The organism is Bradyrhizobium sp. CIR18, from assembly GCF_014198295.1.
Classification (GTDB): Bacteria; Pseudomonadota; Alphaproteobacteria; order Rhizobiales; family Xanthobacteraceae; genus Bradyrhizobium.
This window is the reverse complement of the sequence record NZ_JACIHF010000001.1, coordinates 1478035-1503797: the sequence shown is the minus strand read 5'-3', so window position 1 is coordinate 1503797 and position 25763 is coordinate 1478035. Positions and strand designations below refer to the sequence as shown.

Annotated in this window: 27 protein-coding genes and 1 pseudogene; 13 read left to right on the top strand and 15 right to left on the bottom strand. The window is 64.3% G+C overall.

Going from position 1 to position 25763, the window contains the following annotated elements:
- Window positions 1-13: 13 nt before the first annotated feature.
- Complete coding sequence (gene purQ, locus GGD65_RS07430; protein WP_183234773.1) at window positions 14-715, top strand: phosphoribosylformylglycinamidine synthase subunit PurQ; 702 nt, start codon at window positions 14-16, stop codon at window positions 713-715.
- Window positions 712-1698: a tripartite tricarboxylate transporter substrate binding protein BugD gene (locus GGD65_RS07425; RefSeq protein WP_183234772.1), complete on the top strand. Its 987-nt coding sequence runs from the start codon at window positions 712-714 to the stop codon at window positions 1696-1698. Before purQ ends, GGD65_RS07425 begins: the two co-directional genes overlap by 4 nt.
- A gap of 50 nt (window positions 1699-1748) precedes the next feature.
- Here GGD65_RS07425 and GGD65_RS07420 read toward each other — a convergent pair whose 3' ends face one another.
- Window positions 1749-2138, bottom strand: a complete 390-nt coding sequence (locus tag GGD65_RS07420; protein ID WP_018316594.1) for a RidA family protein — start codon at window positions 2136-2138, stop codon at window positions 1749-1751.
- 127 nt (window positions 2139-2265) lie between these two features.
- On the opposite strand from GGD65_RS07420, the gene GGD65_RS07415 reads away from it, so the two are divergent.
- Together GGD65_RS07415 and GGD65_RS07410 are read left to right on the top strand one after the other, a co-directional pair.
- Window positions 2266-2862 carry a TetR/AcrR family transcriptional regulator gene (locus GGD65_RS07415; protein ID WP_049814785.1) on the top strand — a complete coding sequence of 199 codons (597 nt, stop codon included), beginning with the start codon at window positions 2266-2268 and terminating at the stop codon, window positions 2860-2862.
- Between the two features lie 237 nt (window positions 2863-3099).
- Complete coding sequence (locus GGD65_RS07410) at window positions 3100-3837, top strand: tetratricopeptide repeat protein (protein WP_183234771.1); 738 nt, start codon at window positions 3100-3102, stop codon at window positions 3835-3837.
- 195 nt (window positions 3838-4032) lie between these two features.
- Here GGD65_RS07410 and GGD65_RS07405 read toward each other — a convergent pair.
- Window positions 4033-4992: pseudogene (locus tag GGD65_RS07405) on the bottom strand (DMT family transporter).
- 76 nt (window positions 4993-5068) lie between these two features.
- Entirely contained in the window at window positions 5069-5548 is a 480-nt protein-coding gene (locus GGD65_RS07400; RefSeq protein WP_165637740.1) for a PaaI family thioesterase, read from the bottom strand.
- A 184-nt stretch (window positions 5549-5732) separates the two neighbouring features.
- Here GGD65_RS07400 and purL point away from each other — a divergent pair, with 184 nt between their 5' ends.
- Complete coding sequence (gene purL, locus GGD65_RS07395) at window positions 5733-7943, top strand: phosphoribosylformylglycinamidine synthase subunit PurL (RefSeq protein WP_018316589.1); 2211 nt, start codon at window positions 5733-5735, stop codon at window positions 7941-7943.
- Window positions 7944-8095: 152 nt separating this feature from the next.
- On the opposite strand, the gene GGD65_RS07390 is transcribed toward purL, so the two are convergent.
- Window positions 8096-9283 carry an acyltransferase gene (locus tag GGD65_RS07390; protein ID WP_183234770.1) on the bottom strand — a complete coding sequence of 396 codons (1188 nt, stop codon included), beginning with the start codon at window positions 9281-9283 and terminating at the stop codon, window positions 8096-8098.
- 206 nt (window positions 9284-9489) lie between these two features.
- On the opposite strand from GGD65_RS07390, the gene GGD65_RS07385 reads away from it, so the two are divergent.
- On the top strand, window positions 9490-9663 hold the full coding sequence (locus GGD65_RS07385; RefSeq protein ID WP_018316587.1) for a DUF1328 domain-containing protein: 174 nt from the start codon (window positions 9490-9492) through the stop codon (window positions 9661-9663).
- 49 nt (window positions 9664-9712) lie between these two features.
- On the opposite strand, the gene GGD65_RS07380 is transcribed toward GGD65_RS07385, so the two are convergent.
- Entirely contained in the window at window positions 9713-10807 is a 1095-nt protein-coding gene (locus GGD65_RS07380) for an alpha/beta fold hydrolase (protein WP_183234769.1), read from the bottom strand.
- Between the two features lie 64 nt (window positions 10808-10871).
- The gene (locus GGD65_RS07375; RefSeq protein ID WP_018316585.1) at window positions 10872-11231 is read right to left on the bottom strand and encodes a DUF427 domain-containing protein; all 360 of its coding nucleotides are present in this window, start codon (window positions 11229-11231) and stop codon (window positions 10872-10874) included.
- A 176-nt stretch (window positions 11232-11407) separates the two neighbouring features.
- On the opposite strand from GGD65_RS07375, the gene GGD65_RS07370 reads away from it, so the two are divergent.
- Both GGD65_RS07370 and GGD65_RS07365 read left to right on the top strand, forming a co-directional pair.
- Window positions 11408-11644: a BolA family protein gene (locus GGD65_RS07370; RefSeq protein ID WP_018316584.1), complete on the top strand. Its 237-nt coding sequence runs from the start codon at window positions 11408-11410 to the stop codon at window positions 11642-11644.
- 25 nt (window positions 11645-11669) lie between these two features.
- Window positions 11670-12863: a low temperature requirement protein A gene (locus GGD65_RS07365; RefSeq protein WP_183234768.1), complete on the top strand. Its 1194-nt coding sequence runs from the start codon at window positions 11670-11672 to the stop codon at window positions 12861-12863.
- 76 nt (window positions 12864-12939) lie between these two features.
- Here the strand turns inward: GGD65_RS07365 and egtD are convergent, their stop codons facing one another.
- Window positions 12940-13911 (bottom strand): L-histidine N(alpha)-methyltransferase, encoded by a 972-nt coding sequence (gene egtD, locus GGD65_RS07360; RefSeq protein WP_026201693.1) that lies wholly within the window; start codon window positions 13909-13911, stop codon window positions 12940-12942.
- 50 nt (window positions 13912-13961) lie between these two features.
- Complete coding sequence (gene egtB, locus GGD65_RS07355) at window positions 13962-15257, bottom strand: ergothioneine biosynthesis protein EgtB (RefSeq protein ID WP_183234767.1); 1296 nt, start codon at window positions 15255-15257, stop codon at window positions 13962-13964.
- A gap of 240 nt (window positions 15258-15497) precedes the next feature.
- On the opposite strand from egtB, the gene grxD reads away from it, so the two are divergent.
- From grxD to GGD65_RS07335, 4 genes are read left to right on the top strand one after another with little or no spacing between them, the layout of a single operon-like run.
- Entirely contained in the window at window positions 15498-15824 is a 327-nt protein-coding gene (gene grxD, locus GGD65_RS07350; protein WP_018316580.1) for a Grx4 family monothiol glutaredoxin, read from the top strand.
- Between the two features lie 3 nt (window positions 15825-15827).
- Entirely contained in the window at window positions 15828-16379 is a 552-nt protein-coding gene (locus tag GGD65_RS07345; protein ID WP_183234766.1) for an O-acetyl-ADP-ribose deacetylase, read from the top strand.
- Between the two features lie 46 nt (window positions 16380-16425).
- Entirely contained in the window at window positions 16426-17712 is a 1287-nt protein-coding gene (locus GGD65_RS07340; protein ID WP_183234765.1) for a serine hydrolase, read from the top strand.
- A gap of 1 nt (window position 17713) precedes the next feature.
- On the top strand, window positions 17714-18976 hold the full coding sequence (locus GGD65_RS07335) for a serine hydrolase (RefSeq protein ID WP_183234764.1): 1263 nt from the start codon (window positions 17714-17716) through the stop codon (window positions 18974-18976).
- Window positions 18977-19039: 63 nt separating this feature from the next.
- Here GGD65_RS07335 and GGD65_RS07330 read toward each other — a convergent pair whose 3' ends face one another.
- From GGD65_RS07330 to murI, 6 genes are all read right to left on the bottom strand, one after another.
- A complete protein-coding gene (locus GGD65_RS07330; RefSeq protein WP_183234763.1) occupies window positions 19040-20107 on the bottom strand; it encodes a low specificity L-threonine aldolase in 1068 nt (355 codons plus the stop codon).
- 89 nt (window positions 20108-20196) lie between these two features.
- Complete coding sequence (gene rpsD, locus GGD65_RS07325; protein WP_018316575.1) at window positions 20197-20814, bottom strand: 30S ribosomal protein S4; 618 nt, start codon at window positions 20812-20814, stop codon at window positions 20197-20199.
- 278 nt (window positions 20815-21092) lie between these two features.
- Entirely contained in the window at window positions 21093-21860 is a 768-nt protein-coding gene (locus GGD65_RS07320; protein ID WP_092259068.1) for an acyltransferase, read from the bottom strand.
- A 103-nt stretch (window positions 21861-21963) separates the two neighbouring features.
- Window positions 21964-22347, bottom strand: a complete 384-nt coding sequence (locus GGD65_RS07315; protein ID WP_018316573.1) for a cupin domain-containing protein — start codon at window positions 22345-22347, stop codon at window positions 21964-21966.
- 68 nt (window positions 22348-22415) lie between these two features.
- Window positions 22416-23189 (bottom strand): HpcH/HpaI aldolase/citrate lyase family protein, encoded by a 774-nt coding sequence (locus tag GGD65_RS07310; RefSeq protein ID WP_183234762.1) that lies wholly within the window; start codon window positions 23187-23189, stop codon window positions 22416-22418.
- 61 nt (window positions 23190-23250) lie between these two features.
- Window positions 23251-24042 carry a glutamate racemase gene (gene murI, locus GGD65_RS07305; RefSeq protein ID WP_183234761.1) on the bottom strand — a complete coding sequence of 264 codons (792 nt, stop codon included), beginning with the start codon at window positions 24040-24042 and terminating at the stop codon, window positions 23251-23253.
- 243 nt (window positions 24043-24285) lie between these two features.
- Here murI and GGD65_RS07300 point away from each other — a divergent pair, with 243 nt between their 5' ends.
- The gene (locus GGD65_RS07300; protein WP_183234760.1) at window positions 24286-24927 is read left to right on the top strand and encodes a glutathione S-transferase family protein; all 642 of its coding nucleotides are present in this window, start codon (window positions 24286-24288) and stop codon (window positions 24925-24927) included.
- A gap of 10 nt (window positions 24928-24937) precedes the next feature.
- Here GGD65_RS07300 and GGD65_RS07295 read toward each other — a convergent pair whose 3' ends face one another.
- Window positions 24938-25744 carry a Crp/Fnr family transcriptional regulator gene (locus GGD65_RS07295; RefSeq protein ID WP_018316569.1) on the bottom strand — a complete coding sequence of 269 codons (807 nt, stop codon included), beginning with the start codon at window positions 25742-25744 and terminating at the stop codon, window positions 24938-24940.
- Between the last annotated feature and the right edge of the window lie 19 nt (window positions 25745-25763).

The window sequence follows — 25763 nt, the reverse complement described above, 5'->3', positions numbered from 1 at the left end:
TCGGAACCCGAACATGAAAGCCGCCATCCTCGTCTTTCCCGGAATCAACCGCGAACGCGACATGGCGCGTGCACTGAGGATGATCTCGGGCAGCGAGCCGGCGATGGTCTGGCACGCCGAGACGGCGTTGCCTGCGGGCACGGATCTCGTGGTGGTGCCGGGTGGCTTCTCCTACGGCGACTATTTGCGCTGCGGCGCCATTGCCGCGCGCGCGCCGGTGATGGACGCGGTGCGCGACTATGCGGCCAAGGGCGGCCTCGTGCTCGGCGTCTGCAACGGGTTTCAGATCCTGTGCGAGTCCGGCCTGTTGCCGGGCGTCTTGATGCGCAACGAGCGGCTGAAATTCATCTGTCACGACGTGCATCTGCGCGTCGAGCGGTCCGACACGCCGTTCACCCGCGGCTATAATGCCGGACAGGTGATCCGCGTGCCGGTCGCCCATGGCGAAGGCAATTACGAGGCGGACGAAGAGACCATCAAGCGGCTCGAAGGCGAGGGGCGGGTGCTCTATCGCTACTGCTCCGCCGCCGGCGTGGTCGACGATGACAGCAACATCAACGGCGCGGCGCATTCGATCGCCGGCATCGTCAGCGACAAGGGCAACGTGCTCGGCATGATGCCGCATCCGGAAAACCATGTCGAAGACATCATGGGCTGCACCGACGGCCGCGGCCTGTTCGCCGGCCTGACCGCGCATCTGGAAAAGGCCGCGTGATTTCGTTCGGGCTGAAGCGGTCACTCGCCGCGATCGCGGCGCTGTCGCTCGCGTCATTTTCGTTCGCAACTGGCGCGTTCGCGCAGGATTATCCCAAGCGTCCTGTTACCATGATCGTGCCGTTCGCGGCCGGCGGCACCTCGGACGTGATCGCACGCGCCGTGGCCGAGCAGATGGGCATCGCGCTCGGCCAGACCATCGTGATCGAGAACGTTGCGGGGGCCGGCGGCTCGACCGCGCTGGCGCGCGCCTCCCGCGCCGAGCCCGACGGCTACACCATCGCGATCGGCAATGCCGGCACCAACGCCGCGACCTACACGATCTATCCAAAACTGCCGTTCACGCCTGACTCTTTCGTGCCGATCGCCATGGTCGCGAAGACGTTTGGCATCATCGCGCTGCGCAAGGACTTTCCGGCGAAGGACCTCAAGGAGTTCATCGCCTACGCCAAGGCCAATCCCGGCAAGATCAATCTCGGCCATGCCGGCGTCGGCTCCTCGAACTATCTGATCTGCAAGAGCTTCGTCACCGCCGCGGGCATCGACGCGACGCTGGTCGGCTATCGCGGCGCCGCGCCCGCGCTCACCGACGCCGTCGGCAGCCAGATCGATGGCGTCTGCGATGCCGCCGCCTCGGTCTCGCAATCGATCAACGAGAAGCTGGTGAAGGGGCTCGTGGTCGGCTCGACCGTGCGGCTCGCCACGCTGCCCGACCTGCCGACGTCGGTGGAGGCGGGCCTGCCCGAATTCGAGGCACAGGGCTGGAACGGCCTGTTCGCGCCGAAGGGCACGCCAGCGGCCGTGATTGCCAAGCTGAACGCCGCAGCGCGCACGGCCGTGGAGACCGACGCGGTGAAGAAGCGCTTTGCCGACCTTTCGACCGTTGCGCCCGATGCAGGCGAACATACGCCGGAGCTGCTGCAGCAGCTCGTGACGCGAGACGTCGAGAAATACCGGAAGATGCTGGCGGACGACGCCAAGTAGCAGGCGGCTTCTGCCGGCTCCCCCGTTGGCGGGAGACGGCTTTGCACGACTCAAGGAATCCGCGCGACGACCTTGATCTCGAAGTCGAACCCGGCAAGCCAATTCACGCCAACAGCCGTCCAATTCGGATAGGGCGCGTCGCCGATCTCAGTGCTGCGGACAGCCATCACGGTATCGATCTGTTGGGCAGGATCGGTGTGAAACGTGGTGACATCCACTACATCGTCCAGCGTGCATCCGGCAGCTGCGAGCACCGCGCGCAAATTGGCAAACGCACGCCGGACCTGGTCCTCGAACACGGGCTCGGGTGAGCCGTCCTCGCGGCTGCCGACCTGTCCCGATACGAACAGCAAGTCGCCGGACCGGATCGCGGCAGAATACCGATGGGCTTCATAAAGTGCGTGACGGTGAGCGGGGAAGATGGCCTCGCGCTGGAGCATGTGGCTGTACCTTTCAAAGGGATCGCGAATTGCCTCGCGGCGCCGGTCGTGACATTGTTCATATACGGTTCGTATGTGAGTGTATCGCTCACATACGGGGCGTATGTCAACAGGAAATGGGTCGCGCATGATCGAGGGAAAACGTGCCGCAGCCATGGCGGAAAATCGGGCCAAGCTCATCCGCGCTGCGCGCAAAGCCTTCGCCACGCAGGGTTATGCAGAAGCGTCGATGGATGAGCTGACAGCCTCGGTTGGGCTGACGCGGGGCGCGCTCTATCACAATTTCGAAGACAAGAAGGGACTGCTCTGGGCCGTCGTCGCGCAGATCGATGGCGAAATGGCGGAACGGCTGCGCGCGATCCGGGAGCAGGCGCCAACCTTGTGGCAGGGCCTGCTCGCAGAGGGCAGTGCCTATATCGAAATGGCGCTCGATCCCGAAATTCAGCGCATCATGCTTCTGGATGGACCTGCCGTACTCGGTGATCCATCCAAATGGCCCGGCGAGAACGCCTGCCTGGATATCACCATGCGAACGATCCGGTCACTGATCGACGAGAAGGTGGTGAAGCCTTTGGATGTTGAAGCAGCCGGGCGACTGCTGAACGGCGCCGCGCTCGGTGCCGCATTATGGGTCGCCGCAGCCGAGGATCCGGAAGTCGTGCTGAACAAGGCCGTGGACGCGTTTCGAGCGCTGGCAAGCGGATTGTTGCTCAAGCCGGCTTGACTGCGCATGATGCAAATGTTCGTGCCCCGCCCTGCGCAGCTCGCGGCCCGACATTAGGCGCGCTGCCGCTGATTCATGAACCTCCATCGCGTTCAAGACGACTGACTCCTCGTCGCCATCAAGGCGCATGCGTTCGATATCGTGGATTTTCGCGAGAAGCAGCAACTCAAAGTTGTTTCATCGTATGAGTTGCGATATCAGGAGGCTTGCGCTGCCGTTGTGCTGTCCGGATGTCACATGCCCGTCGCTTTGGTCGTTCTGCTGCTCGATATCACCCTGATCTATCACGCCTCGCGAACCGGACGGTTGCGGCCCTGGGCCTTCATCATCCTGATGGTGCCGCTGATGGGCGCGATCGCCTATATCGCGGTCGAGCTCATTCCCGAATGGTTTTCCAGCCCCGGCGCGCGGCAGGCGCGCCAGCGTGTTGCCAACCGGCTCGATCCCGAGAAGCGCTATCGCGAGCTGTCCGACCGGCTGGCCGGCACCGACACCATCTCCAACCGTGCGGCGCTGGCGGAAGAGTGCGCAAATATCGGCCGGTTCGCCGAAGCGGAATCGCATTACGATCACATCCTGAAGCTGTCGATGGGCCACGATCCCGCCTATGCGCTGCGCAAGGCGCAGGCGCAGTTTGCCGCCAGCCGCCCGGCCGATGCGCTCGCCACGCTGGACAATCTGCAGAAGCAATGGCCGGACTTCGATTCCGCCGACGCGCATCTGCTCTATGCCCGCGCGCTCGCCGAGGTCGGCCGGCTCGACGAGGCGCTCGAGGAATATCACGCGCTCGCCGGCTACTTCCCCGGCGCCGAGGCGCGGGTGCGCTACGGCATGCTGCTGCAAACGGTCGGCCGCAGCGCCGAGGCACGCATGGTCTTCAACGAGCTCCTGATCCAGATGCGGCGCGCGCCGAAATATCTGCGCAAGGCGCAGGCCGAATGGCTGTCGATCGCGGAGAAGCAGATTTCGGCTTGAGCGGTGGCGGTGGGACTCGGCTCCCTCTCCCGCTTGCGGGAGAGGGGTGGGGAGAGGGTATCTCCGCGGTGGGACTCCCCAAGAGGATAGAGCCCTCACCCGTATCGCATCTTCGATGCGATACGACCTCTCCCGCAAGCGGGAGAGGTGATCCCGTGCTGGCCCAGCATCGATTCAAGCCAAGCTCATTGTGCTTCAGCGCAGCTTCAGACGCTCCGCCGGCACCGTCATGGCCGCAACACCCGCCATCACCAGCAGCAGGCCGAGCGCGAGGTTGGACGGCACGCTCTCGCCGAGCAGCAGCACGGAGAGGCCGACGCCGATCGGGATGCGCAAATAGCCTTGCGCGTTCGTGGTCAGCGTGCCGAGCCGGCCGAGGCAGACGTAGAACAGCATCAAGCCCAGCGCGCTCGAGACGATTCCCATGACGATGGTGGCGACGATTGCGGTCGAGGTCGGCTGCAGCGTCCAGGGCTGATCGATGATCAGCGAGGGCGGCAGCAGGATGAGGCCGCCGAACAACAGCGAGCCGGCCGCCACCACCATCGGGTCGTATTCGGACAGGCGAAGGCCGAAGATCGTGGCGCAGGCAAAGGAGATGGTCGCGAGCAAAATCGCGATTTCCGCCACGATCTCGCTCCCGAAGCCGCGCAGCGCGTCGAGGCCGACGATGAGAACCGTGCCGGCGAGTCCCAAAATCGCGCCGGCGAGCTTGAGCAGCGTTGCCGGCTCATGCCGGGTGATCAGCGAGGTGATCAGGAACGCGAAGATCGGTGTCGTCGAGGCCAGCACCACCGTGTTCGACGCCGGCACATATTGCTGCGATCAGGTGATGATCAGGAACGGAAAGGTCGAGTTGATCAATTGCTGGGTCGCGAACAGCTTCCACGCCTTCGCGTCGGTCGGGACCCTGATGCCGCGCATCCACAGGATCGCGAACAGGAAGGCAGCCGCGATCAGCGAGCGTGCCGAGATGAAGGTGATGGGCGGGATGGTGGGAAGCGCCAGCTTGGCCAGCGGGTAGGTCGAACTCCAGCAGCAGGCGAGCGCGAGCAGCAGCGCATAGTCGCGCCAGTTGCGTGCGCCGGTTGCGGCGATGGGCGACAGTGGTGCGGCGGCCGTCGCGCGACTCGCCTCCGATGTGCTCTGCGGCACCTTGTTCCTGCTCCCCGGCGCGATAGCGCTTGCCGGGAAGTCTGGGCGAGGGGACCTGAAAAGGGAAGCCGGCGAGCTATGCGTTTGGCTGAGGTAGCGCCTTCCGCTTCATCCGCTTGATCGTGCCCGAAAAGGTCAGCAGCACCCGTGTCCCGGACATCATCTTGCCGCGCAGGAAGATCAGCGAGCCGCCGGCGCGGGTGACCTCGCCGGTGCATTCGATCAGCTCGCCCTCGCGTGCCGCGTCGAGGAATTCGCAGGCGAAGTTGGTCGTCACCGCCCGGCTGTCCAGGACATGGGTGGCGATCGCAAACAGGGAATAGTCGGCAAAGGCCATGTAGCAGCCGCCATGGACGTTCCCGGAGCCGTTGAGGTGCTTTTTCTCGACCCGGAAGGCGCTGCGGACGCTGCCGTCCGCCTCGATCCGGTGCCAGAAGGGGCCGACATGGGACTCAAAACTGTCGCGAATCCAGGTCCGCCAGCCCACAAATTCGCCCTCGGTGGCGACGTGGAGGTCGGGGCGGCGGGGCGGGGGCGCTTTGGTCAATTCGTGCAAGGAAATGGGCCTTCAATTGCGGGTCTTTAGCCCTTAAATCCGATCCGTCCGCGCCGTGCAATTCCTGTTCCCGCCGTCCCCGCCTGCAAAACGTGGGACAGCGGGAAAATGCGCCAGAAAGGGCTTTCCGGAAGCCCCCGATGTTCCTAAGAACGGCCAAACCGCCGCCGAAAGCCTCGAATCCATGAAGAACGAACCCAAGATCACCCCCGAACTGGTTGCCGCCCACGGGCTCAAGCCCGACGAATACGAGCGCATCCTGAAGCTGATCGGGCGGGAACCGACCTTCACCGAGCTCGGCATCTTCTCGGCGATGTGGAACGAGCACTGCTCGTACAAGTCGTCCCGCATCCATCTCAAGGGCCTGCCGACCAAGGCGCCCTGGGTGATCCAGGGCCCCGGCGAGAATGCCGGCGTGATCGACATCGGCGACGGCCAGGCCGTGGTCTTCAAGATGGAGAGCCACAACCACCCGAGCTACATCGAGCCCTATCAGGGTGCGACCACCGGCGTCGGCGGCATCTTGCGCGACGTGTTCACGATGGGGGCGCGGCCGATTGCCTGCCTGAATGCGCTCAGCTTCGGCGCGCCCGAGCATGCCAGGACCCGGCATCTCGTCTCCGGCGTCGTTGCCGGCGTCGGCGGCTACGGCAATTCCTTCGGCGTGCCGACGGTCGGCGGCCAGGTGCGCTTCCACACCCGCTATGACGGCAACATCCTCGTCAACGCGATGGCGGTAGGCCTCGCCGATGCCGACAAGATCTTCTATGCGGCGGCCTCCGGCGTGAACATGCCGATCGTCTATCTCGGCTCCAAGACGGGGCGCGACGGCATTCACGGCGCCTCGATGGCGTCGGCCGAGTTCGACGACAAGTCCGAGGAGAAGCGCCCGACGGTGCAGGTCGGCGATCCCTTCGCCGAGAAGCTGCTGCTCGAAGCCTGCCTCGAGATCATGGAGAAGGGCTGCGTCATCGCGATCCAGGACATGGGCGCGGCGGGCCTGACCTGCTCGGCCGTCGAGATGGGCGCCAAGGGCGACCTCGGCGTCGACCTCGATCTCGATGCGGTGCCGACCCGCGAGACCGGCATGAGCGCCTACGAGATGATGCTCTCGGAAAGCCAGGAGCGCATGCTCATGGTGCTCAAGCCCGAGAAGGAAAAGGAAGCCGAGGCGATCTTCAAGAAGTGGGGCCTCGACTTTGCCGTGGTCGGCTACACCACGCCGAGCAAGCGCTTCGTCGTCAAGCATGGCGGTGACGTCATGGCCGATCTGCCGATCAAGGAACTCGGCGACGAGGCGCCGCTCTACGACCGTCCGCATGTCCCCTCCGCCGCGTTGCCGGTCGTGCATGCGCGCGACGTGCCGGCGCCGATGGGCCTCGGGCCTGCGCTGGAGAAGCTGATCGGCTCGCCTGACATGTGCTCTAAGCGCTGGGTCTGGGAGCAGTACGACCACGTCATTCTCGGCAACACCATGCAGCGTCCCGGCGGCGATGCAGCGGTCGTGCGCGTCGAGGACGGGCCGAAGGGCCTCGCGCTCACCGTCGACGTCACGCCGCGCTATTGCGAGGCGGATCCGTTTGAGGGTGGCAAGCAGGCGGTGGCGGAAGCCTGGCGCAACATCACCGCGGTCGGTGGCAAGCCGCTCGCGATCACCGACAATCTCAATTTCGGCAATCCTGAGCGGCCCGAGATCATGGGCCAGTTCGTCGGCTGCCTGAAGGGCATCTCGGAAGCCTGCCGCACGCTGGACTTTCCGGTCGTCTCGGGCAACGTCTCGCTCTACAACGAGACCAACGGCCGCGCGATCCTGCCGACGCCCTCGATCGGCGGCGTCGGCCTGCTCGACGATTTCACCAAATCTGCCTCGCTCGCCTTCAAGGCCGAGGGCGAAGCGATCCTCCTGGTGGGCGAGACCCATGGCTGGCTCGGCCAGTCCGTTTACCTGCGCGATATCTGCGGTCGCGAGGAGGGCGCGCCGCCGCCGGTCGATCTCGCCGCCGAGAAGCGCAACGGCGATTGCGTGCGCGGCATGATCCATGGCGGTACCGCAACCGCCGTGCACGACCTCTCCGACGGCGGTCTGTTGATCGCGCTGGCCGAGATGGCGATGGCGGGCGGCATCGGGGCCAAGCTGCTGGCGGCGCCGACCTCGCTGATCTCGCAGGCCTATTGGTTCGGTGAGGACCAGGCGCGCTATCTCGTCACCGTGCCGGAAACCGAAGCCGGCCGCGTGCTCGCCAAGATGCGCGGCTGCGAAGTGCCCTGCGTGCGGATCGGCACCACCGGCGGCGATGCGATCGCGATCGCGGGCGAAGCGCCCGTGGCGATCGATGCGCTCCGTAAGTCGTTCGAGCGCTGGCTGCCGGAATATATGGGTGGGAAGGCGGCGTAGCGACGCCATCCGTCATTGCGAGGAGCCACCGGGTCCCGCCTTTGGCGGGCCCGATGACAGGCTCCGCGACGACGCAATCCACACTGCTGCCTGCGGTGAGATGGATTGCTTCGCTGCGCTCGCAACGACGATAGGAGGCCGGTGCCGCTTCCTCAAAGCACCTTCGTCGCGCCCGGCATCTGCCGCAACGCTCGCGTCAGCGCCCAGCTCGCCATGACTGTCAGTACAAATCCGATCGTGGCCTTGACGATCGCCGGCAGGCCATAGTCGAACAGCCAATATTGCAGCCACAGTGCGATCGGATAGTGCACCAGGAACATGCCGAACGCGTCGCTCTGCATTGGATCGAGCAGCTTGGCTGAGCCTGATTGCCTGAACCTCTGGAAAAAGGCCAGGATCAGAAACATGATGGCCACGCTGAAGACAGTGAAGCAGATGGCATAGAGCGCTTCATACCAGTCCGGCAACGGCGACGGGTTGCCCAGTATTTCGCGCTTGATAAAGATCAGCACCCACAAGAGGCAATACGGAACGATCGCCAGCACCATCCAGTCCCAGCTGACCTTTGCCATCCGGCCGTCGACAGCGAGCAGCCCGCGATCCATTTGCGCAACGCCGATGCCTGCACCGAAAAAGAAGTAGGTCGCGTAGAGCATCACGCGCCCGTGCTGGACCGAGAACGGCCCGAACTCGAACCAACTGCTTGGTCCGAAGTGAACCCTCCCGGGAATGTAGAACGCCGCGGTGACGGCAAGCATGACCGCGAAGAACACGGCGGGCCGACGGCGACCGTATAGCGAGAGGCGATTGATCGGATCGAGCAGATTGGGCGACAGCCGGTGCAGCAGGCAGGCAACCAGGTCGAAAGCGAACAAGACCCAAAGGAACCAAATCGGCCCGCTCGGCCACGGGCCCTTCGTGACCATATTCCACCAGAATTCCGAAAAGCCGATCTCGGGATGCTGCCGCAGGGAGATCGCGTAGTAGGCGAGCGGAATGACCGTAAGGGCGCAGATCGCGAAGGGTAAGCCAAGCCGAAGCAGGCGATCTGCCAAATAGCTCCGTGCTCCCTTCCGGGCGATGCCAGACCAGGCGAACAGCCCCGACAGGAAGAAGAACATCGCCATGAAGAAACTGTCGGTGGCGAGCACGATCATGTCGAAGCCGAAGAAGTACTTCGGATCGGTATGACCGAAATAGGTATAGGGGATCACCGCGTGATGCAGCAGCACCACCAGAGTCAGGAAGGTGCGGGCGCGATCAATCGCCAAATTGCGCGCCTTGCTCTTCGGCGCGGCATGCACCTCCGCGCCGATCGTCGCTGAATCTGCCATCGTCATCTTGGTCGCCCCCGCACTCCTGCCCCGGGCTGGACTGTGCCGCCGCGAGCCGGATTCAGCAAGGCTCGTTTGCGCGGTAGTTGAGCCCCACTTGAGCCCGACTTGGGTCCTGACACCCGTAGGAACCAGTTCCGCGCAGCGAAGTTAGCGTCCGCCGAAGGGAAGGGGCTGACGTCCGCGACAAGCGGCACAATTCGGAGCTGGCAATGACGATCCTGAAATGGGCGCTGATCTTCCTACTCGTCTCGATCGTAGCCGGCGTGCTCGGTTTCACCGGCATCTCGACCGTCTCCGCCGATATCGCCCGCTTCCTGTTCTACGTCTTCGTCGTGATCTTCCTGGTGCTGCTGATATTGGGGCTCACGATCTTCAGGGCGTAGCGGGCAGTAGGTCGGACCGGAACGGGCGCCGGCCCCCAGGCGCAGGCCGTCAATGGCTTGCGAACGGTCTTATGCGAGCCACCAGCTCCGCCAAGAACTCATCGGGGCGATCGAACGGAATGAAATGGTCTCCGCCGCGAATCCAGACGAATTCCTTATGCGGGGCCGTGATCAGGTTGAAAAATTGCTCGGCGGGTCCTCCCGGCGTCACGGCGTCTGCATCGCCCTCGATGAAGAACATGGGTATTGAAAACTCGAACCCCATTGAGGCCATGTCGCTCTGAAACATCGGCCCGTTCCGTCCCGTCAGGTACTTTGCCGAGAAGGCGGCGCCCTTCCGCCAATTGTACAGGTCAAGCAGCGACACGTCCGGCATGAAGAGCGGGGGGATGGGACCGGCCAGCTGGAAGCCGTCGGCGAGCGGCAGACCCAGCACATTGCTCCATTTGTCCGCAATCAGGCGATTCTCCGGGGTGAGGACCGGCTGCGAAGCGATCGGCGCCAACTCGGCCAGAGCCTCCTTGTTGTTGGCCGCTGCCGCAAGCCGCTGCAGGCGCGCGATCGTGAGCTCGAAGGCCTTCTCAAAGGTTGCCCTGCCGACCACCTGGCCCGTGCCGACATAGGCCGAGAACAGATCCGGACGTTGCTTCGCCATCCGAATTCCCAGGAATGAGCCCCAGGAATGCCCGACCAGGACGATCTTGTCCTTGTGCAAATGCGTGCGCAGGTACTTGGCCAATTCGATGCCGTCTTGCGTCATCCGCTCCAGTGTCATCGTGGGGCCGAGCGCGTCTCCAGCCGCGCCAAAGGTGCGTCCAGTGCCGCGCTGGTCCCACTGCACGACGGTGAAATGCTTCTCCCAGGCGCGCCAACCCGAGGAGATCGGCAGGGTGGAGCCGCCGGGGACGAACAGGAGAACCGGGTTATCCCGATCCTCGCCGCGGATTTGAATCCATTGCTTGATGCCGCCGATCTCGATGAACTCTCCCTCCTGCACGCCGGCAGGAGAGCGGATCGCGAGAGTTTGGGCAGCAAGGTGCTGACGATAGGCACGAAAACCCAGCCCGGCAGCAGCGAGCACAACAAGGATGCCGGACAATCCCAGCAACGAGACCCCAATCAGTCTTGCGGCCCGGCGCGGCATCTCGTGCCTTGTGTCGACTGGAAGGAGGCGATCCAGGATCGCCCCGGCGTCACAGCGCGTGCGCCTACCCCACTTCCTCGATCTTCACCTTATCCGGATAGAAGGCGAGATGGCCGGAAATCTCGCTCATCGCGGGAAAGGGCGTCTCGTAGGTCCAGATCGCATTATCGAGCACCTTGCCGTCGGCCTTGACGCTGTAATAGCTCGCATCCCCCTTGTAGGGGCAGTGGGTGACGCGGTCGGTACGCGCCAGCAGGGCCATGTTGGTGTCCTCCCGCGGCACATATTGCACCGCCGGATATCTGGCCTCCTTCAGCGTCAGCGCCTTGCTGGTTTCGGCGATCACGATGTCGCCCGCGGTGACACGGACGCGGCGGGGATTTGGGGTGATGGTGATGGGATGGTCGGGCCCTGGAAGCTTCATGATTTCACACCTTTTCGATCAATCTGCCGCGCGCGGCACTTTGTCGTGCCTTTATCCTGATGGGATCATGGATATAGTGCCGGAAAGCGTGACGCAGAAGTCCGTTCACGCTAAGTTTGGCCCTGCCGGAGAGGGGACCCCGGCAGCGATTCGAGACCAGAAGGAGCAAGACCCGAATGCCCATGGACGCCCACGATATCGAGGCGATGATCAAGGCAGCGATCCCCGATGCCGAGGTGACCATCCGTGACCTCGCCGGCGACGGCGACCACTATGCCGCGACCGTGATCTCGGAATCTTTCCGCGGCAAATCCCGCGTCCAGCAGCACCAGATCGTCTATCAGTCCCTGCGCGGCCAGATGGGCGGCGTGCTGCACGCGCTGGCGCTGCAAACTGGCGTGCCGGGCGCTTGATCTGATCGCGCGACGGGGGACGACGATGGCTGCGGACAATTCTCGCGGCGCGATGTTTCGCGTCATCGTGCCGAACCAGCACAGCCGCGTCACCAATGTCGAGCTGTTCTTCGACCTCGTCTTCGTCTTCGCCGTCACGCAGGTGTCGCATACGCTGCTGCACCATTTCACGCCGCTCGGCGCAGTGCACGTCACGGTGCTGTTTCTCGCGGTGTGGTGGGTGTGGGTCTATACCGCCTGGGTCACCAACTGGCTCAATCCGGAGCTGACGCCGGTCCGCGTCATGCTCTTTTTGATGATGCTGGGCGGGCTGGTGCTGTCGACGACGATCCCGACCGCCTTCGACGGGCGGGGTCTGTGGTTTGCGATCGCCTACGCGGCGATGCAAATCGGGCGCACGGCCTTCTGGCTGTTCGCAACGCCGCGGCATCGGACCGCGGTCCGCCACAACGCGATCCGCATTCTGACCTGGCTCGCGATCTCCGCGGTGTTGTGGATCGCAGGCGGCCTGTCCGAAGGCGAGACGCGGCTATGGCTGTGGATTGCGGCAGTCGCCTGGGAGTACGTCTCGCCGGCGGTGCGCTTCTGGGTTCCGAAACTGGGCTTCTCGTCGGTCGAGGCCTGGGCCGTCGAGGGCGGCCACATGGCCGAGCGTTGCTCGCTCTTCGTCATCATCGCGCTCGGCGAAGCCGTCGTCGTCAACGGCGCGACCTTCGCCGAGCTGGACTGGACCGCGGACAACATCATGGCCTTCGTCTCCGCACTGGTCGGCGCCATCGCGATGTGGTGGGTCTATTTCCACAAGGGCGCCGAGGCCGGCTCGGAGCGGATCTCGAAGTCCACCGAATCCGGCCGGCTGGCGCGGCTCGCCTATACCTATCTGCACACGCCGATCATCGCCGGCATCATCCTGACCGCGGTCTCGGACGAGCTGGTGCTGAAGCACCCGACCGGCCATTCCGACGTGCGCACCATCGTGAGCACGATCGGCGGGCCGCTGGTGTTCCTGATCGGCACCATCCTGTTCAAGCATGCGATCCGCGGCTTCCTCCAGCTCTCGCACGGCATCGGCATCATGCTGCTGCTGTTGCTGTGGTGGTTCGCCGCCGGCCTCCCGCCGCTCTGGCTCTCGGTCGCGACGACGGTGATCATGATCGTCGTCGCGGTGTGGGAATCGGTGTCCCTGGGATCTGCTCCGGAAGAGGCCGAGGAGCACTGACCCTGGAGCGGTCTGAGCAAGCGTCTCGAAGGATGCGCTGCGGGGAAAGCGCTCTCGCGGAGAGCGGCCGCAGCGTTTACTCCGCCACTTCCAGCGCATGCACCGAGAACATCTTCGCCGCATCCGTCCAGCTCTCGCGGACGCGCCAACCCGCGCCCTGTGCCAGCGCGGCAAAACGCTCGATGCTGTATTTGTAGCTGTTCTCGGTGTGAATGCTTTCGCCCGGGCGGAACGAAAAGCTGGTGCCGAGCAGGCGCACGGTCTGGCTCTTCTTGCTGAACAGGTGCATCTCGATGCGGTGCCGCTCGCGATTGTAGATCGCGCGATGGGTGAAGGCGGAGAGGTCGAAATTGCCGCCAAGCTCGCGGTTGATCCGCACGAGAACATTGAGGTTGAAGCGCGCGGTGACGCCGGCGGCGTCGTTATAGGCATCGAACAGCACGCGCTCATCCTTCTCGAGGTCGGCGCCAATGATCATCTGCGCGCCCCGGCCCAGGATCGCGCGTGCGCTCTTCAGGAAGGCCTGGGCTTCATGCGGCTCGAAATTGCCGATGGTCGAGCCCGGAAAGAAGCCGACCTTGGGCATCGAGGCGACCGCCCTCGGCAGCTCGAACGGCGTGGTGAAATCGGCGGTCACAGGATAGATGCCGAGCGACGGGAAGTCGCGCTTCAGGCCGTTCGCCTGCGCTTTGAGGAAGTCACCGGAGATGTCGACGGGGACATAGGCCGCGAACCTGCACTGGTTGAGCAGCAGGCGGACCTTCGTGGTCGCGCCGGCGCCGAACTCGACCAGCGCGGCGTGCTCCGGAATGATCTTCGCGATCTCGCTGCCACGATCCTTCAGGATCGAGAGCTCGGTCCGCGTCGGATAATATTCCGGCAGGCGCGTGATCGCCTCGAACAGCTCCGATCCCGTCGCGTCGTAGAAATATTTCGGCGACAGTGTTTTGGGCTGCTGCGAGAGGTCCTTGATGGCCTCGCGGGCGAAGGCGGTGGTCTGTTCGTCGGGAAGATGGGCTTCGGCCAAAGCGCTGGCGTGCACATTCATGATACTCTCCTGAACGCGCTGTCCGGCGCGCATCTGTCGTCGGATGAGAACTAGTCGTAATCGGCGAGCCGCAGTCCCGTGAACTGCCAGCGGTGGTGCGGATAAAAGAAGTTCCGATAGGTGATACGGCTGTGGCCTTCCGGAGTTGCAAGCGAGGAGCCTCGCAACACCAGCTGGTTGACCATGAACTTGCCGTTGTACTCGCCGAGCGCGCCTTCGATGGCGCGGTAGCCGGGATAGGGCGCGTACGAGCTGCGGGTCCACTGCCAGACGATGCCGAAGGCGTCGTTGAGTTGGCCGGCGCGGGCCGCGACCTCCCACTCCATCTCGGTCGGCAGATGTTTGCCAGCCCAGCGCGCGAAGGCGTCGGCTTCGTAGTAGCTGATATGGCAGACCGGCGCGGTGGGATCGACCGGCTTCACACCGGCCAGCGTCATCACGTTCCACTGGCCATCGATCTCGCGCCAGTAACCCGGGGCCTGCCAGTCTTCCTTGCTGGCTGCGGCAAAGCCGTCCATCAGCCACAGCGTCGCACGCCGGTATCCGCCGTCCCGCATGAAGGCCAGCCACTCGGCATTGGTGACCAGATTGCGCGCGACGCTGACCGGGCCGACGAGGGCGCGATGCGCCGGCTTCTCGTTGTCGAAATGAAAGCTGTCGTCGACATGGCCGACGGTGTGGATGCCCTCGTTCAGCGTCAGCCAGTCGTCGCCAGCGCGCGTCGCGGCCGGGAAGCGCCAGTCGGGGTCATAGGCCGGATAGACCGGGTTCTGCGCGAAGGCGTGCAGGATGTCGGTGAACATCAATTCCTGGTGTTGCTGCTCGTGGTTGAGCCCGACCTCGACCAGCGGTGCAATCGCGCGAAGCTTGTCCTCCCCCGCCTCGCGGAAGAATTTCACGACGGCCGCATCGACATAGTTGCGATAGGCGCCGACCTCGTTTGCGCTGGGACGGGTGATGTCGCCGCGATGATTGCGGGCATGACGCGGGCCGGCGCTGACGTAATAGGAATTGAACAGGAACGCGAAATCGGGGTGGAAGGGCCGGTAGCCAGCCGCATGCTCGCCGAGCAAAAATTGCTCCCAGAACCAGGTGGTATGGGCGCGGTGCCATTTCGTCGGGCTCGCATCCGGCATGGACTGGATCTGCTGGTCCTCCGGCGAGAGCGGCGCGGCCCGGCGCTCGGTCTCGTTGCGGACGGCGAGAAAGGCGTCTTCCAGCCGCTGGGCGAGGTTACCGGCAGAGGACAGTGACGAAAGCGAGGGGGCGGCCGTAGCGGAGGCTTGTTTCGTCACGTTTTTCTCCAGACAGGACAAGAGAACGTCGTTGGCGTTGCCCGGTTCCAAAACCGAGGTTTGTCCTAGATAGGGGCTCCGTTACGGTATGAAAGTCCTCCCCGGCGATGATATTGATGTCATCAGCCTATGGATCCGGCTTGGGGGGCAAGCCGGCCAGCGGGGCATGTCGCCGCCATTTTACTTTGGATGCACAACGGTTTGGGCTACATATATAGGCAGGTATCGGGTTAGATCGGCGGAGCCAGCCCGAATTGATTGGTGGGGGCTCCGCCCCAGAAGGATACGGAAATGAGCATCGAGGAATTCATCGCCAACGAAGTGAAGTCGAACGACGTGGTTCTGTTCATGAAGGGCACGCCGCAATTTCCGCAGTGCGGTTTCTCCGGCCAGGTCGTCCAGATCCTCGACCATATCGGCGTCGGCTATAAGGGCCTCAACGTTCTCGAATCCGCCGAACTGCGCAACGGCATCAAGACCTTCTCCAACTGGCCGACCATCCCGCAGCTCTATGTGAAGGGCGAGTTCGTCGGCGGCTGCGACATCGTCCGCGAGATGTTCCAGGCCGGTGAATTGCAGCAGCTTTTCACCGAGAAGGGCGTCGTCGTCGCGGCCTGATAGGTGACCCAGCTGACGCGCCGGATTGGCGGCGCCGAGCTCGAGGTCATTGTCGCAGACATCACCACACTGAGCGTTGATGCCATCGTCAACGCGGCCAACACGTCGCTCCTTGGTGGGGGCGGCGTGGATGGTGCGATCCATCGGGCGGCGGGGCCCGATCTGGTCGCCGAATGCCGCATGCTCCACGGCTGCAAGACGGGTGATGCCAAGGTCACCAAAGGCTACCGGCTCAAGGCTGCCCATGTGATCCACACCGTCGGACCGGTCTGGAATGGCGGCACGCTCGGAGAGGACGATCTGCTCGCGTCCTGTTATCGCCGCTCGATGGAGCTGTGCGGGAAGCACAAGCTGACCTCGGTGGCATTTCCCGCGATTTCGACCGGCATTTTCCGCTTTCCAGCCGACCGGGCCGCCGATATCGCCGTTCGTACCACAATCGAAGGGCTCGCTTTGGCGCCGTCCGTGGCCCGCGTGGTGTTCTGCTGCTTCGCCGAGCCGAGCGCCAAGCTCCACGCCGAGGCGCTTGCGCGACACGCCGGCCCTTGTGCCTGATGGCGCGCTCAGTACACTCCGCGGGGCCATGTTCCGGGGAGGGGATATGATTTCACAGTCTGGACTGCGTGCGCTGGTCTGCGGCGCGCTGGTGTCGCTCGGCGCGATGTCGCTGGCGCGAGCGGAGGGCACCTACGAGATTCCGGCCGGCGCGCATTTCAATCAGGACAAGCTCGGCAAGATCAGCGAATTCTTCAAGAACGAGGTTGCGACCGGCAAGATCGCCGGCGCGACCGTACTGATCCGGCAGCACGGCAAACCGGTCTATCACGAAGCCTTCGGCGTGCAGGACGTGGTCAGCAAGGCGCCGATCACGGACAAGACGATCTTCCGCCTGTTCTCGATGTCCAAGGCGATCACTTCGGTGGTCGCGATGCAATTGGTCGAGGACGGCAAGATCAAGTTGGATGATCCCGTCTCGAAGTACATTCCGTCCTTCGCCAATGTGAAAGTCGGCGTCGAGAAGAAGGCGGAGGACGGCACCAAGTCGCTCGAGCTGGTGTCGCCGAACCGGCCGATGACGGTGCATGATTTGATGACGCACACATCGGGCATCACCTATGGCTTCTATGGCGACAGCCTGGTCCGCAAGGCCTATCGCGATGCCAACCTCTACGCAGGCGATTTCGACCTCGCCGAGTTCGCCGAGCGCATCGCCAAGCTGCCGCTGCACAACCAGCCGGGCGCGCTCTGGCAATACGGCCATTCCACCGACGTGCTGGCACGCGTGATGGAGATCGCGGCCGGCAAGCCGCTGATCGACATCATGCGCGAGAAGCTGCTCGATCCGCTCGGCATGGTCGACACCGGCTTTTTCGTCACCGCTCCCGAGAAGCAGAAGCTGCTGGCGCAGCCGGTACCGAACGACAGCGACTTCCGCGTTGGCCGGATCAATGATCCGACCGTGGTCAAGAAGATGCAGTTCGCCAGCGGTGGCATGGTGACGACCATGGCCGATTATGAGCGCTTCGCGCAGATGCTGCTCAACGGCGGCAGCCTCGACGGCAAGACCATTCTCAAGCCTGAGACGTTCAAGCTGATGACGACCGATCAGCTCGGCCCCAAATCAGGCGTCGATCGCGATTATTTCTACTTCCCCGGCGACGGTTTCGGCTTCGGCCTCGGGCTCGCGGTGCGCACCGATCCCGGCAACGCAAAACCGCCGCCGCCCGGCAATCTCGGCGAGTTGAAATGGGACGGCGCCTCCGGCTGCTATTTCGTCATCGATCCCAAGCAGAACATGTTCTTCGTGCTGCTGGAGCAGACCCCGACCGAGCGCCAGCGCGTGCAGCGGACATTGAAGCTGTTGGTCTATGAAGCCATGGAAAAGTGACATGTTCGGGCGCCGCGCTTTCATCGCGGCGCTCGTGCTTCTGGTCGGAGCGGTCGGTGCGAAGGCCGGCTCCGAAGCACGCAGCGCTCGCACGCTCTCGGCCCAAGGGCTGGCGAAGGTCTCCGACTACATCCGCAACGAGATCGTGACCGGCAAGATTCCCGGCGCCATTCTGCTGCTCCAGCAGCATGGCAAGCCGGTCTATTACGAGAATTTCGGCGTTCGCGATGTCGCGACCGAGAGTTCGATGAGCGCGGACACGATCTTCCGTCTCTATTCGATGTCGAAGCCGATCACCTCGGTCCTGGCGATGATGCTGGTCGAGGAAGGCAAGCTCGCGCTCGAGGATGCCGTCGCAAAGTATATTCCGGCCCTTGCCGATATGAAGGTCGGCGTCGAGAAGAAGGCGGAGGACGGCAAGGTCTCGCTGGCACTGGAGCCGCTGCAGCGTCCCGTCACGATCAAGGATCTGCTGCGCCACACCGCGGGGCTGCCTTACGGTTCTTCTGGCGGCGGCGCGGTGCGCGAGCTCTATGCGGCCGCCAACCTCTTCAATGGCGATGTTTCCAACGCCGATTTCGTCGCGAAGCTCGCGGCGCTGCCGCTCGCCGAGCAGCCGGGCACGCTGTGGGACTACGGCTTTGCCACCGACGTGCTCGGCCGGGTTGTCGAGGTCATCTCGGGCAAGACGCTGCTGCAGTTCGAGAAGGAGCGGCTGCTCGACCCGCTCGGCATGACGGAGACGGCGTTCTACGTCACCGACCCCGCCAAATTCCTACGCATCGCCGAACCGATGCCGGATGATCGCAACATCAATGCAACGACACCGGTTCGCGACATCAGGCGCCCGGCGATCTGGCAATCGGGCGGTGCCGGCCTCGTCGGCACAGTCGGCGACTACGCCCGCTTCGCGCAGATGCTGCTGAATGGCGGCAGCTATGAAGGCCGGCGCTATCTCAAGCCCGAGACCATCGCGCTGATGGCGTCGGATCACATCGGGCCGGAAACGAAGATCGCGCGCGATCAGAACTATTATCCGGGCGGCAGCTCCGGGTTCGGCCTCGGCTTCGCGGTGCGCACCTCGGTGCCGCCGGGGACGTCATGGCCGCTCGGCGAATATCGCTGGGACGGCGTCGGCGGCACCTTCTTCTTCATCGATCCCGAAGACGATCTGTTCGGGATCTTCATGGTGCAGACCCCGTCGCAACGCGGCCGGATTCAGCTGGCCTTGAAGACGCTGATCTATCAGGCGATGGGGCGGTAGACTCTCGTTTTGACGCGTTTTCTTTACGCGAACCGGTATCCACCTCGCGCGAAAACGCTCTGACTACGCCCCGCGCACGATCTCGCGCACGTACCCGATGGTCTCCTCGATCTGGCTCGCATCGACGTCGAGATGGGTGCAGGCGCGGATGCGGCCGTCCATCATCGCAAGTGTCACGCCGCGCTGGCGCAGTGCCGCGACCATCTTGTCGCCGGCAATGCCGGCGCCGTCGGGCTTGAAGAACACGAGATTGGTCTCGGGCTCCTGCACCTCGATGCCGGGGATCTGCGACAGCCCGCGGGCGAGCGCGCGCGCATTGGCGTGGTCGTCGGCGAGGCGATCGACATGGTGGTCGAGCGCGTAGATGCAGGCGGCGGCGCAAATGCCAGCCTGCCGCATCGAGCCGCCGAGGCGCTGCTTCCACTGCCAGACCGCATCGATGAAGGCGCGCGAGCCCGCGAGCACGCCGCCGATCGGCGCGCCCAGGCCTTTGGAGAAATCGATCCAGGCCGAATCCCAGCCCGCCGTCATGTCACGCGGGGAGATGCCGCTGGCGACGGTGGCGTTGAGCAGGCGCGCGCCGTCCATGTGGGTGACGAGGCCGTGCTGTTTCGCGATCGCGACGATCTCGTCGAGCGCGGCCTTCTTCCAGATCGTGCCGCCGCCGATATTGGCGGTCTGCTCGACGCTGACGACGGTCTGCGGCGGCTGGTAGCGCGTGCGTGGATGCAGTGCTTTCCGGAACGTCTCCGGCGTGAACTGGCCGTCGGGACCCCTAAGCTGGGTGACCTGGAAGCCGCCGATCGCGGCATGCGCGCCGCCTTCGCGGGCGATGATGTGCGCGGTCTCATGCGCCAGGATCTCGTCGCCGGGGCGGCAATGCACCAGCGTCGCGGTGACGTTGCACATGGTGCCCGAGGGCATGTAGACCGCGGCTTCCTTGCCGAGCAGATCAGCCACGCGCTCGCACAGCGCGTTCACGGTCGGATCGTCACCGACCTGCTCGTCGCCGACCTCGGCGCGCGCCATCGCTTCGCGCATCGCCGCCGTCGGCTTGGTCTGCGTGTCCGAGAGCAGATTGATGCGCACCGGCGGCGCCTTGGGATCGATCGGGGGAGGGGTGTAGAGCATGCGACGGCTCCTAACGCATTCGCGGCCACTGAATTGTGGCTCTTAAGCAAAAAGGCCCCGGCGAACCGGGGCCTTTCGATATTCAGATCTTAGCGCGAATAGAATTCGACGACCAGATGCGGCTCCATCTGCACCGGGAACGGCACGTCGGAGAGGCCGGGGATGCGCACGTATTTCGCGGTCATCTTGCCGTGGTCGACTTCGAGATAGTCGGGAGTGTCGCGCTCGGGGAGCTGGCTGGCTTCCAGCACGTGGGCGAGCTGCTTGGAGGCTTCCTTGACCTCGATCACGTCGCCGACCTTGAGCTGATAGCTCGAGATGTTGACCTTGCGGCCGTTCACCTTGATGTGGCCGTGGTTGATGAACTGGCGAGCGGCGAAGATCGTGGAAACGAACTTGGCGCGGTACACGACCGCGTCGAGACGACGCTCCAGCAGGCCGATCAGGTTCTCGCCGGTGTCACCCTTGAGGCGGCTCGCCTCGACATAGATGCCGTGGAACTGACGCTCGGAGATGTTGGCGTAGTAGCCCTTCAGCTTCTGCTTGGCGCGCAGCTGCACGCCGAAGTCCGAGAGCTTGCCCTTGCGGCGCTGGCCATGCTGGCCGGGGCCGTATTCGCGGCGATTCACGGGGCTCTTCGGGCGACCCCAGATGTTCTGGCCCATACGGCGATCGAGTTTGTACTTCGCCTCACTGCGCTTAGTCATCGCGTCCTCTTCAGGTACATGGTTTGAGGAAACGCGCCCTCCTGTGTGACGGGCTAGCCCGGCACTGACAGGTCCGATCCCCAAAGCTTCAAGGGAGAGGACCACGGGTCGCGAAACGCTTCGCGGGCCGAAATCGGCCCGCGAGCAGGCGGCTTTTAGGGGAGTTTGGGGTTCGCTGTCAATTGTTTAGCCCGTCATTCCGGGCGATGCGCCAGCATCGACCCGGAAATCTCGAGGTTCCGGGTTCGGCTCTGCGAGCTGCCCCGGAACGACGGTGCTTATGTCCCGACCACTCTTATCGGCTTTGACCCCGCCGCCCGCAATTCGGCAGCGATTTCAGTGTTCAGGACCTGTTCCAGCCGGGTCAGGACGCGGGCGATCGGGGCGGCGTCGGTGACCCGGTGATCCCAGCGGATCACGACATGAATGGTCTGGTCGGGCTCGACCAGGCCGTAGCTGACGATGAAGGGGCCCGGCGTGATCGGATGGAGCTCTCCGCCGCCATAGGCGGCCACCGAGCTCACCGCAAAGCTGCCGAACCAGTTGCCGCGCTGGCGGCCGAAATTGAGGCCGATCGCCCAGGACAGGCGCCGCAGCGGCAGCGGCAGGCGGGTTGCCCGCATGATCTTGCGGAACATCGGAACGTCTGCGATCGGCGCCGTCTTGCCGCGCCGGATCTCGGCATCGACCGCGGCCAGCGCCATGGCCTCGGGAGCCGCGATTCGCTGCGGCATCACGCATTCCTCGCCGTCCTCGACCCGGGCGATCGCCACCGACGCCACGCTGTTCGGCAATTCGTAGAACGTCGGCCAGGGCCATTTGGCGTAGACGGTGCGCAGGATCGGCTCGTCCCTGGCGACCAGGGCGAACGCCTTGACGAAGGTCGCAGCCCAGCCGGCCGGCGCGGCGGCTCCGGCGCGTGCCTCGATCAGGGGGCGGATATTGAGCGAACGGGAGAGCGAAACGAACGGCACGTCCATCGACGCGCGCATGAGGTCGCAAATCAGACGGCGCGGCAGCGAAATGGGCTTTGGCGTCCCCCGCATCGGTCTTCGGTTCCTACAGATGAAAAAATGTGCAGCGAGCGGGTCCCGCCCGCCGTTTCCTTTAGCACGAACCAACCCGCCAGGGGTTGAACGGTTCGACCAATCAGGGAGCCGGCGAAGCCAGCGGCTTGGTCTTGTCGACGACGTAAACTCCAAGCACTTTCATGGCTTTATCGCCATGAGCCTTGGCGTCATGCACGACGCCTGCCGGGATCTGGTAGGAATCGCCGGCTTTCAAGGTCTTCTCCGGCTGCCCGTCGACGAGGAGATTGAGCTCGCCTTCCAGCACATAACCGGTCTCAATTCCGGGATGGGTATGGCGTCCGGCCGCGCCGCCCGCCGGGACCTCCGCAATGGCGGTGACGGTATTATAGCCCTCCGGAAATTCGACTTTCTGGAGCGGGGTGCGCTTGATGCCAGGCTGCTGGGCGAAGGCGGCGACGGCGAGGCCGGTAAAGGTCAGAGCGAGCAAAGTCTTCTTGAGCATGGTTTTTCCTCCCTATTCGGCCGACCCTAGCAGGGCCGCAGTTCCCAGCAAGCTGGCAGTCGGCCTGCTCAGCGCCTGATGCCCTCGAACGCCGCCATGATGCCGCGCTGGAGCAGCGACCAGTCGAAGCCCAGCGCGATCGCGCGGTAGCCGCGGTCGACCAGGGCGTTGGCCTGGTCGGCGGAGCGGGCCACGCCGCCGATCGGCACGCCGCTTCTAAGGATGCCGGCCTCGGCGCGCGCGACCAGCTCCAGCAGTTCCGGATCGTCCATCTGGCCGCGCTTGTTGATGGATGTCGCGAGATCGCCGGGCCCGATCACCGCGACGTCGATGCCCGGCGTCGCCATGATCTCGTCGATGCGGTTGACGGCATCGACATGCTCGATGGTGATCATGCAGATCATCTCGTCGTCGGCGCTCGCCATGTAGTCCGGCATCGACTGGCCCCAGCGGAACGGCGCGTGGAAGGGCCCCCACAGACGGTCGCCGCGCGGCGGGTAGCGCACGCTGCGGACCGCCTTCTCAGCATCGTTGCGGTTCGTGATCATCGGAAAGTTGATGCCGAAGGCGCCGATGTCCATCGGGGCTTTCGCAAGCCACGGCTCATTCGCCGCGATCCGCACCAGGGGAGTGCACGGCGTGCCTGTGGTCGCGGCGATCATCGCATGCGCTTCGGTCAGCCCGATGGGACCATGCTCGAGATCGACGATGATCCAGTCGAGCGAGCGCGCCATGATCTGCACCATCTGCACGCTCGGGATGGTCGCGATCGCGCCGAAAGCGGGGCGGCCATCGCGCCACAATTGGCGAAGGCGGTTGAGCGGCGGAGTCTGGACCGACATGGAAAGGCCTGCAGTGAGGTGACGACGGCAAAACCTAGCAGCGCGGCGCCGATGCGCAAAGTCAGGCCAGCGCGCGGCCGCCGAAGAACGGCGTCAGCGTAGCCGAAAGGCCGTGCACGCGGTTCGAGGTGAAGATCATTTCGGCGCCGGCCTGTGCGATGCCGCCGATGCGCGGGCCGAGCAGATCCGAGACGCGGCGGGCGATCGCCGGCGCGGGATCGATCCAGTCGACCGGCCAGGGTGCCAGCCGCTTCAGCCGGTCGAGCAGCAGCGGATAATGTGTGCAGGCGAGCACGACGGTGTCGGTGCGCGAGGTCGCGTCTTCGCCGACGAAGCAGGGGGCGAGTTCGGCCAGGATGTCGCCGTCGCTGACGGAAGCGCCGCTGAGTTCAGCTTCAGCCAGCGAGGCAAGCTCGGGCGAGCCGACCAGCGTCACCTCGCAGCCCTGCGCGAAATCGCGGATCAGGGCCTTGGTGTATTCGCGCTTCACCGTGCCCTTGGTGCCGAGCACCGAGACGCGGCGGGTCCTCGATTGCGCGCAGGCCGGCTTGATCGCCGGCACCGTACCGACGAAGGGCACCGAATAAGCGGCGCGCAAGTGGGACAGGACCAGGGTGGACGCCGTGTTGCAGGCGATGACGACGATATCAGGGTCATGCGCGCCGATCAGCTCACCCATCAGCGGCACGACGCGGGCGATGATCTCGTCCTCGCTGTGGTGGCCGTAGGGAAAGAAGGCGTCGTCGGCGACGTAGGCGAAATGGGCGTCCGGACGCGCGGCCACGACCTCGCGGAGCACCGTGAGCCCGCCAAGGCCGGAATCGAACACCAGGATCGTCGGAGGATTGGTCACGTCATTACCCTAGCCCGTCATGGTTACCATTCGGTTTTTAGGGCGATTTTGCGGCGGGGCCGTTTTGGAGGGAGGCTGGAGGCGCCGCGGACAGGACATACCCGGTGGGCTGGGCCCCGGCTCTGCAGCGCCGTCGAAGCCGCACCGCGCTGCATCCGGGACACAAGACCGAGATGCGTCCCCGGCAATGGCAGGCTATACGCGTCTTCACGACGTGCCCAACTTACCGCTGCAGGAGGCCGCATGCTCACCGTCCATCATCTCGGCAAGTCTCAGTCCGAGCGCATCGTCTGGCTGTGCGAGGAGCTGGGGCTTGACTACGAGCTGAAGCGCTACGCCCGCGATCCCGTCACCATGCTGGCGCCCCCGGAGTACAAGGCGCTGCACCCGAGCGGGGCGGCGCCCGTCGTGACCGACGGCGATCTCGTGCTCGCGGAGTCCGGCGCCATCGTCGACTACATCGTCGCAAAGTACGGCAACGGCCGTCTGGTGCTCGGCCCCAATGATCCCGCCTTCCCGCAGTTCCTGTACTGGCTTCACTTCGCCAATGGCACGTTGCAACCCGGCATGGGGCGGATGATGATTCTGAATCGACTCGATCTTGCAAAGGATAACCCGACCCTGCTTGCCATGAGGGGACGGCTCGATCGCTCCTACGATCTCCTCGACGCCCGCCTTCGCGATGCCGAATATCTGGCGGGCAATGCCTTCACCACCGCCGACATCATGATGGGCTTTTCGCTGACGACGATGCGCTACTTCCAGCCCTACGATGTCCAACGCTGCCCGAACGTGGTCAAATATCTCGGCCGTGTCAGTGCACGTCCGGCCTATCGGCGCGCGATGGAGAAGGGCGACCCCGGCATGGCGCTGCTGCTAGGCTGAGCAGCGGCGATCACGCGATCCTGTTCGTCGTGGCCGCCCGCTCCGTGGCGAGCTGCTTCTGCAAACGATCGATGTTCTGCAGCAGGCGCTGGCTGGTCAGCACCAGGAAGTAATAGCCGAACTGCGGGTCCTGGAAGTAGATCTCGAGCAGCCGGTCGTAGGTGATCGTCAGCACCTGGCCGTCCTCGATGCATTCGATCGTTCCAGTGCGCCGGTTGTCGGGCGTCAGGAAGCCGAGCTCTCCCATCAGCGCTCCGGGCCCGATCTCGACATTGATCTCCTTGACCAGGAACTTGCCGGTGACCGTGAGGAGCATCTCCTTGGCAGGATCGCCCAGTTTGAACAGCGTGTCGCCGCTTCGATATTTGCGCTCGGTCATGAATGGCTTGAGCCATTCGATCGACATGTCGCCTTCGGCGGCATGGCGCGCCTTCTTGACCAGCTTGAGCATCTGCCGCAGGCGCAGGGCGTTGATCGGAAGCAGCAGCAGATAGAGCAGGAACGTCGCGACGTTGGCGGAGAGCGCGCCGAAAACGGCGAAGAACGCGCAGCCGATCATGTTGGCGACGCGCAGCGGCACCATGGTCCGCATCAAGAGGGTGGCGACGAAGAAACCGGCGCCGACCGCGGCGAACAGATTGGCAAACGTGATGTTGTGGACGAAGATCTCAAGGAGCCTATTGAAGATCGCGTCATAGGTGACGTTGTTCGGATCCAGGCCCATCTGGACCAGGATCTTCGCGATCCTGAGGTTGTCCGTTGCCGCATCGAGAATGCGGTCGAGGATCGAGGAAATGTCTGCGCTGCCGGACGGCATGGTACTAACCCCGCGTAAG

What these genes read in the sequence shown, in the direction of transcription:
- GGD65_RS07380 (WP_183234769.1), bottom strand. Translation starts at nt 10,807, where the DNA reads ATGCCGCGCCGGGCCGCAAGACTGATTGGGGTCTCGTTGCTGGGATTG.
- GGD65_RS07295 (WP_018316569.1), bottom strand. Translation starts at nt 25,744, where the DNA reads ATGCCGTCCGGCAGCGCAGACATTTCCTCGATCCTCGACCGCATTCTC.
- GGD65_RS07315 (WP_018316573.1), bottom strand. Translation starts at nt 22,347, where the DNA reads ATGCTCAAGAAGACTTTGCTCGCTCTGACCTTTACCGGCCTCGCCGTC.
- purL (WP_018316589.1), top strand. Translation starts at nt 5,733, where the DNA reads ATGAAGAACGAACCCAAGATCACCCCCGAACTGGTTGCCGCCCACGGG.
- GGD65_RS07370 (WP_018316584.1), top strand. Translation starts at nt 11,408, where the DNA reads ATGCCCATGGACGCCCACGATATCGAGGCGATGATCAAGGCAGCGATC.
- GGD65_RS07335 (WP_183234764.1), top strand. Translation starts at nt 17,714, where the DNA reads ATGTTCGGGCGCCGCGCTTTCATCGCGGCGCTCGTGCTTCTGGTCGGA.
- GGD65_RS07300 (WP_183234760.1), top strand. Translation starts at nt 24,286, where the DNA reads ATGCTCACCGTCCATCATCTCGGCAAGTCTCAGTCCGAGCGCATCGTC.
- GGD65_RS07410 (WP_183234771.1), top strand. Translation starts at nt 3,100, where the DNA reads ATGCCCGTCGCTTTGGTCGTTCTGCTGCTCGATATCACCCTGATCTAT.
- GGD65_RS07375 (WP_018316585.1), bottom strand. Translation starts at nt 11,231, where the DNA reads ATGAAGCTTCCAGGGCCCGACCATCCCATCACCATCACCCCAAATCCC.
- purQ (WP_183234773.1), top strand. Translation starts at nt 14, where the DNA reads ATGAAAGCCGCCATCCTCGTCTTTCCCGGAATCAACCGCGAACGCGAC.
- GGD65_RS07420 (WP_018316594.1), bottom strand. Translation starts at nt 2,138, where the DNA reads ATGCTCCAGCGCGAGGCCATCTTCCCCGCTCACCGTCACGCACTTTAT.
- GGD65_RS07330 (WP_183234763.1), bottom strand. Translation starts at nt 20,107, where the DNA reads ATGCTCTACACCCCTCCCCCGATCGATCCCAAGGCGCCGCCGGTGCGC.
- GGD65_RS07310 (WP_183234762.1), bottom strand. Translation starts at nt 23,189, where the DNA reads ATGTCGGTCCAGACTCCGCCGCTCAACCGCCTTCGCCAATTGTGGCGC.
- GGD65_RS07340 (WP_183234765.1), top strand. Translation starts at nt 16,426, where the DNA reads ATGATTTCACAGTCTGGACTGCGTGCGCTGGTCTGCGGCGCGCTGGTG.
- egtD (WP_026201693.1), bottom strand. Translation starts at nt 13,911, where the DNA reads ATGAATGTGCACGCCAGCGCTTTGGCCGAAGCCCATCTTCCCGACGAA.
- GGD65_RS07390 (WP_183234770.1), bottom strand. Translation starts at nt 9,283, where the DNA reads ATGACGATGGCAGATTCAGCGACGATCGGCGCGGAGGTGCATGCCGCG.
- grxD (WP_018316580.1), top strand. Translation starts at nt 15,498, where the DNA reads ATGAGCATCGAGGAATTCATCGCCAACGAAGTGAAGTCGAACGACGTG.
- GGD65_RS07415 (WP_049814785.1), top strand. Translation starts at nt 2,266, where the DNA reads ATGATCGAGGGAAAACGTGCCGCAGCCATGGCGGAAAATCGGGCCAAG.
- GGD65_RS07365 (WP_183234768.1), top strand. Translation starts at nt 11,670, where the DNA reads ATGGCTGCGGACAATTCTCGCGGCGCGATGTTTCGCGTCATCGTGCCG.
- GGD65_RS07320 (WP_092259068.1), bottom strand. Translation starts at nt 21,860, where the DNA reads ATGCGGGGGACGCCAAAGCCCATTTCGCTGCCGCGCCGTCTGATTTGC.
- rpsD (WP_018316575.1), bottom strand. Translation starts at nt 20,814, where the DNA reads ATGACTAAGCGCAGTGAGGCGAAGTACAAACTCGATCGCCGTATGGGC.
- GGD65_RS07385 (WP_018316587.1), top strand. Translation starts at nt 9,490, where the DNA reads ATGACGATCCTGAAATGGGCGCTGATCTTCCTACTCGTCTCGATCGTA.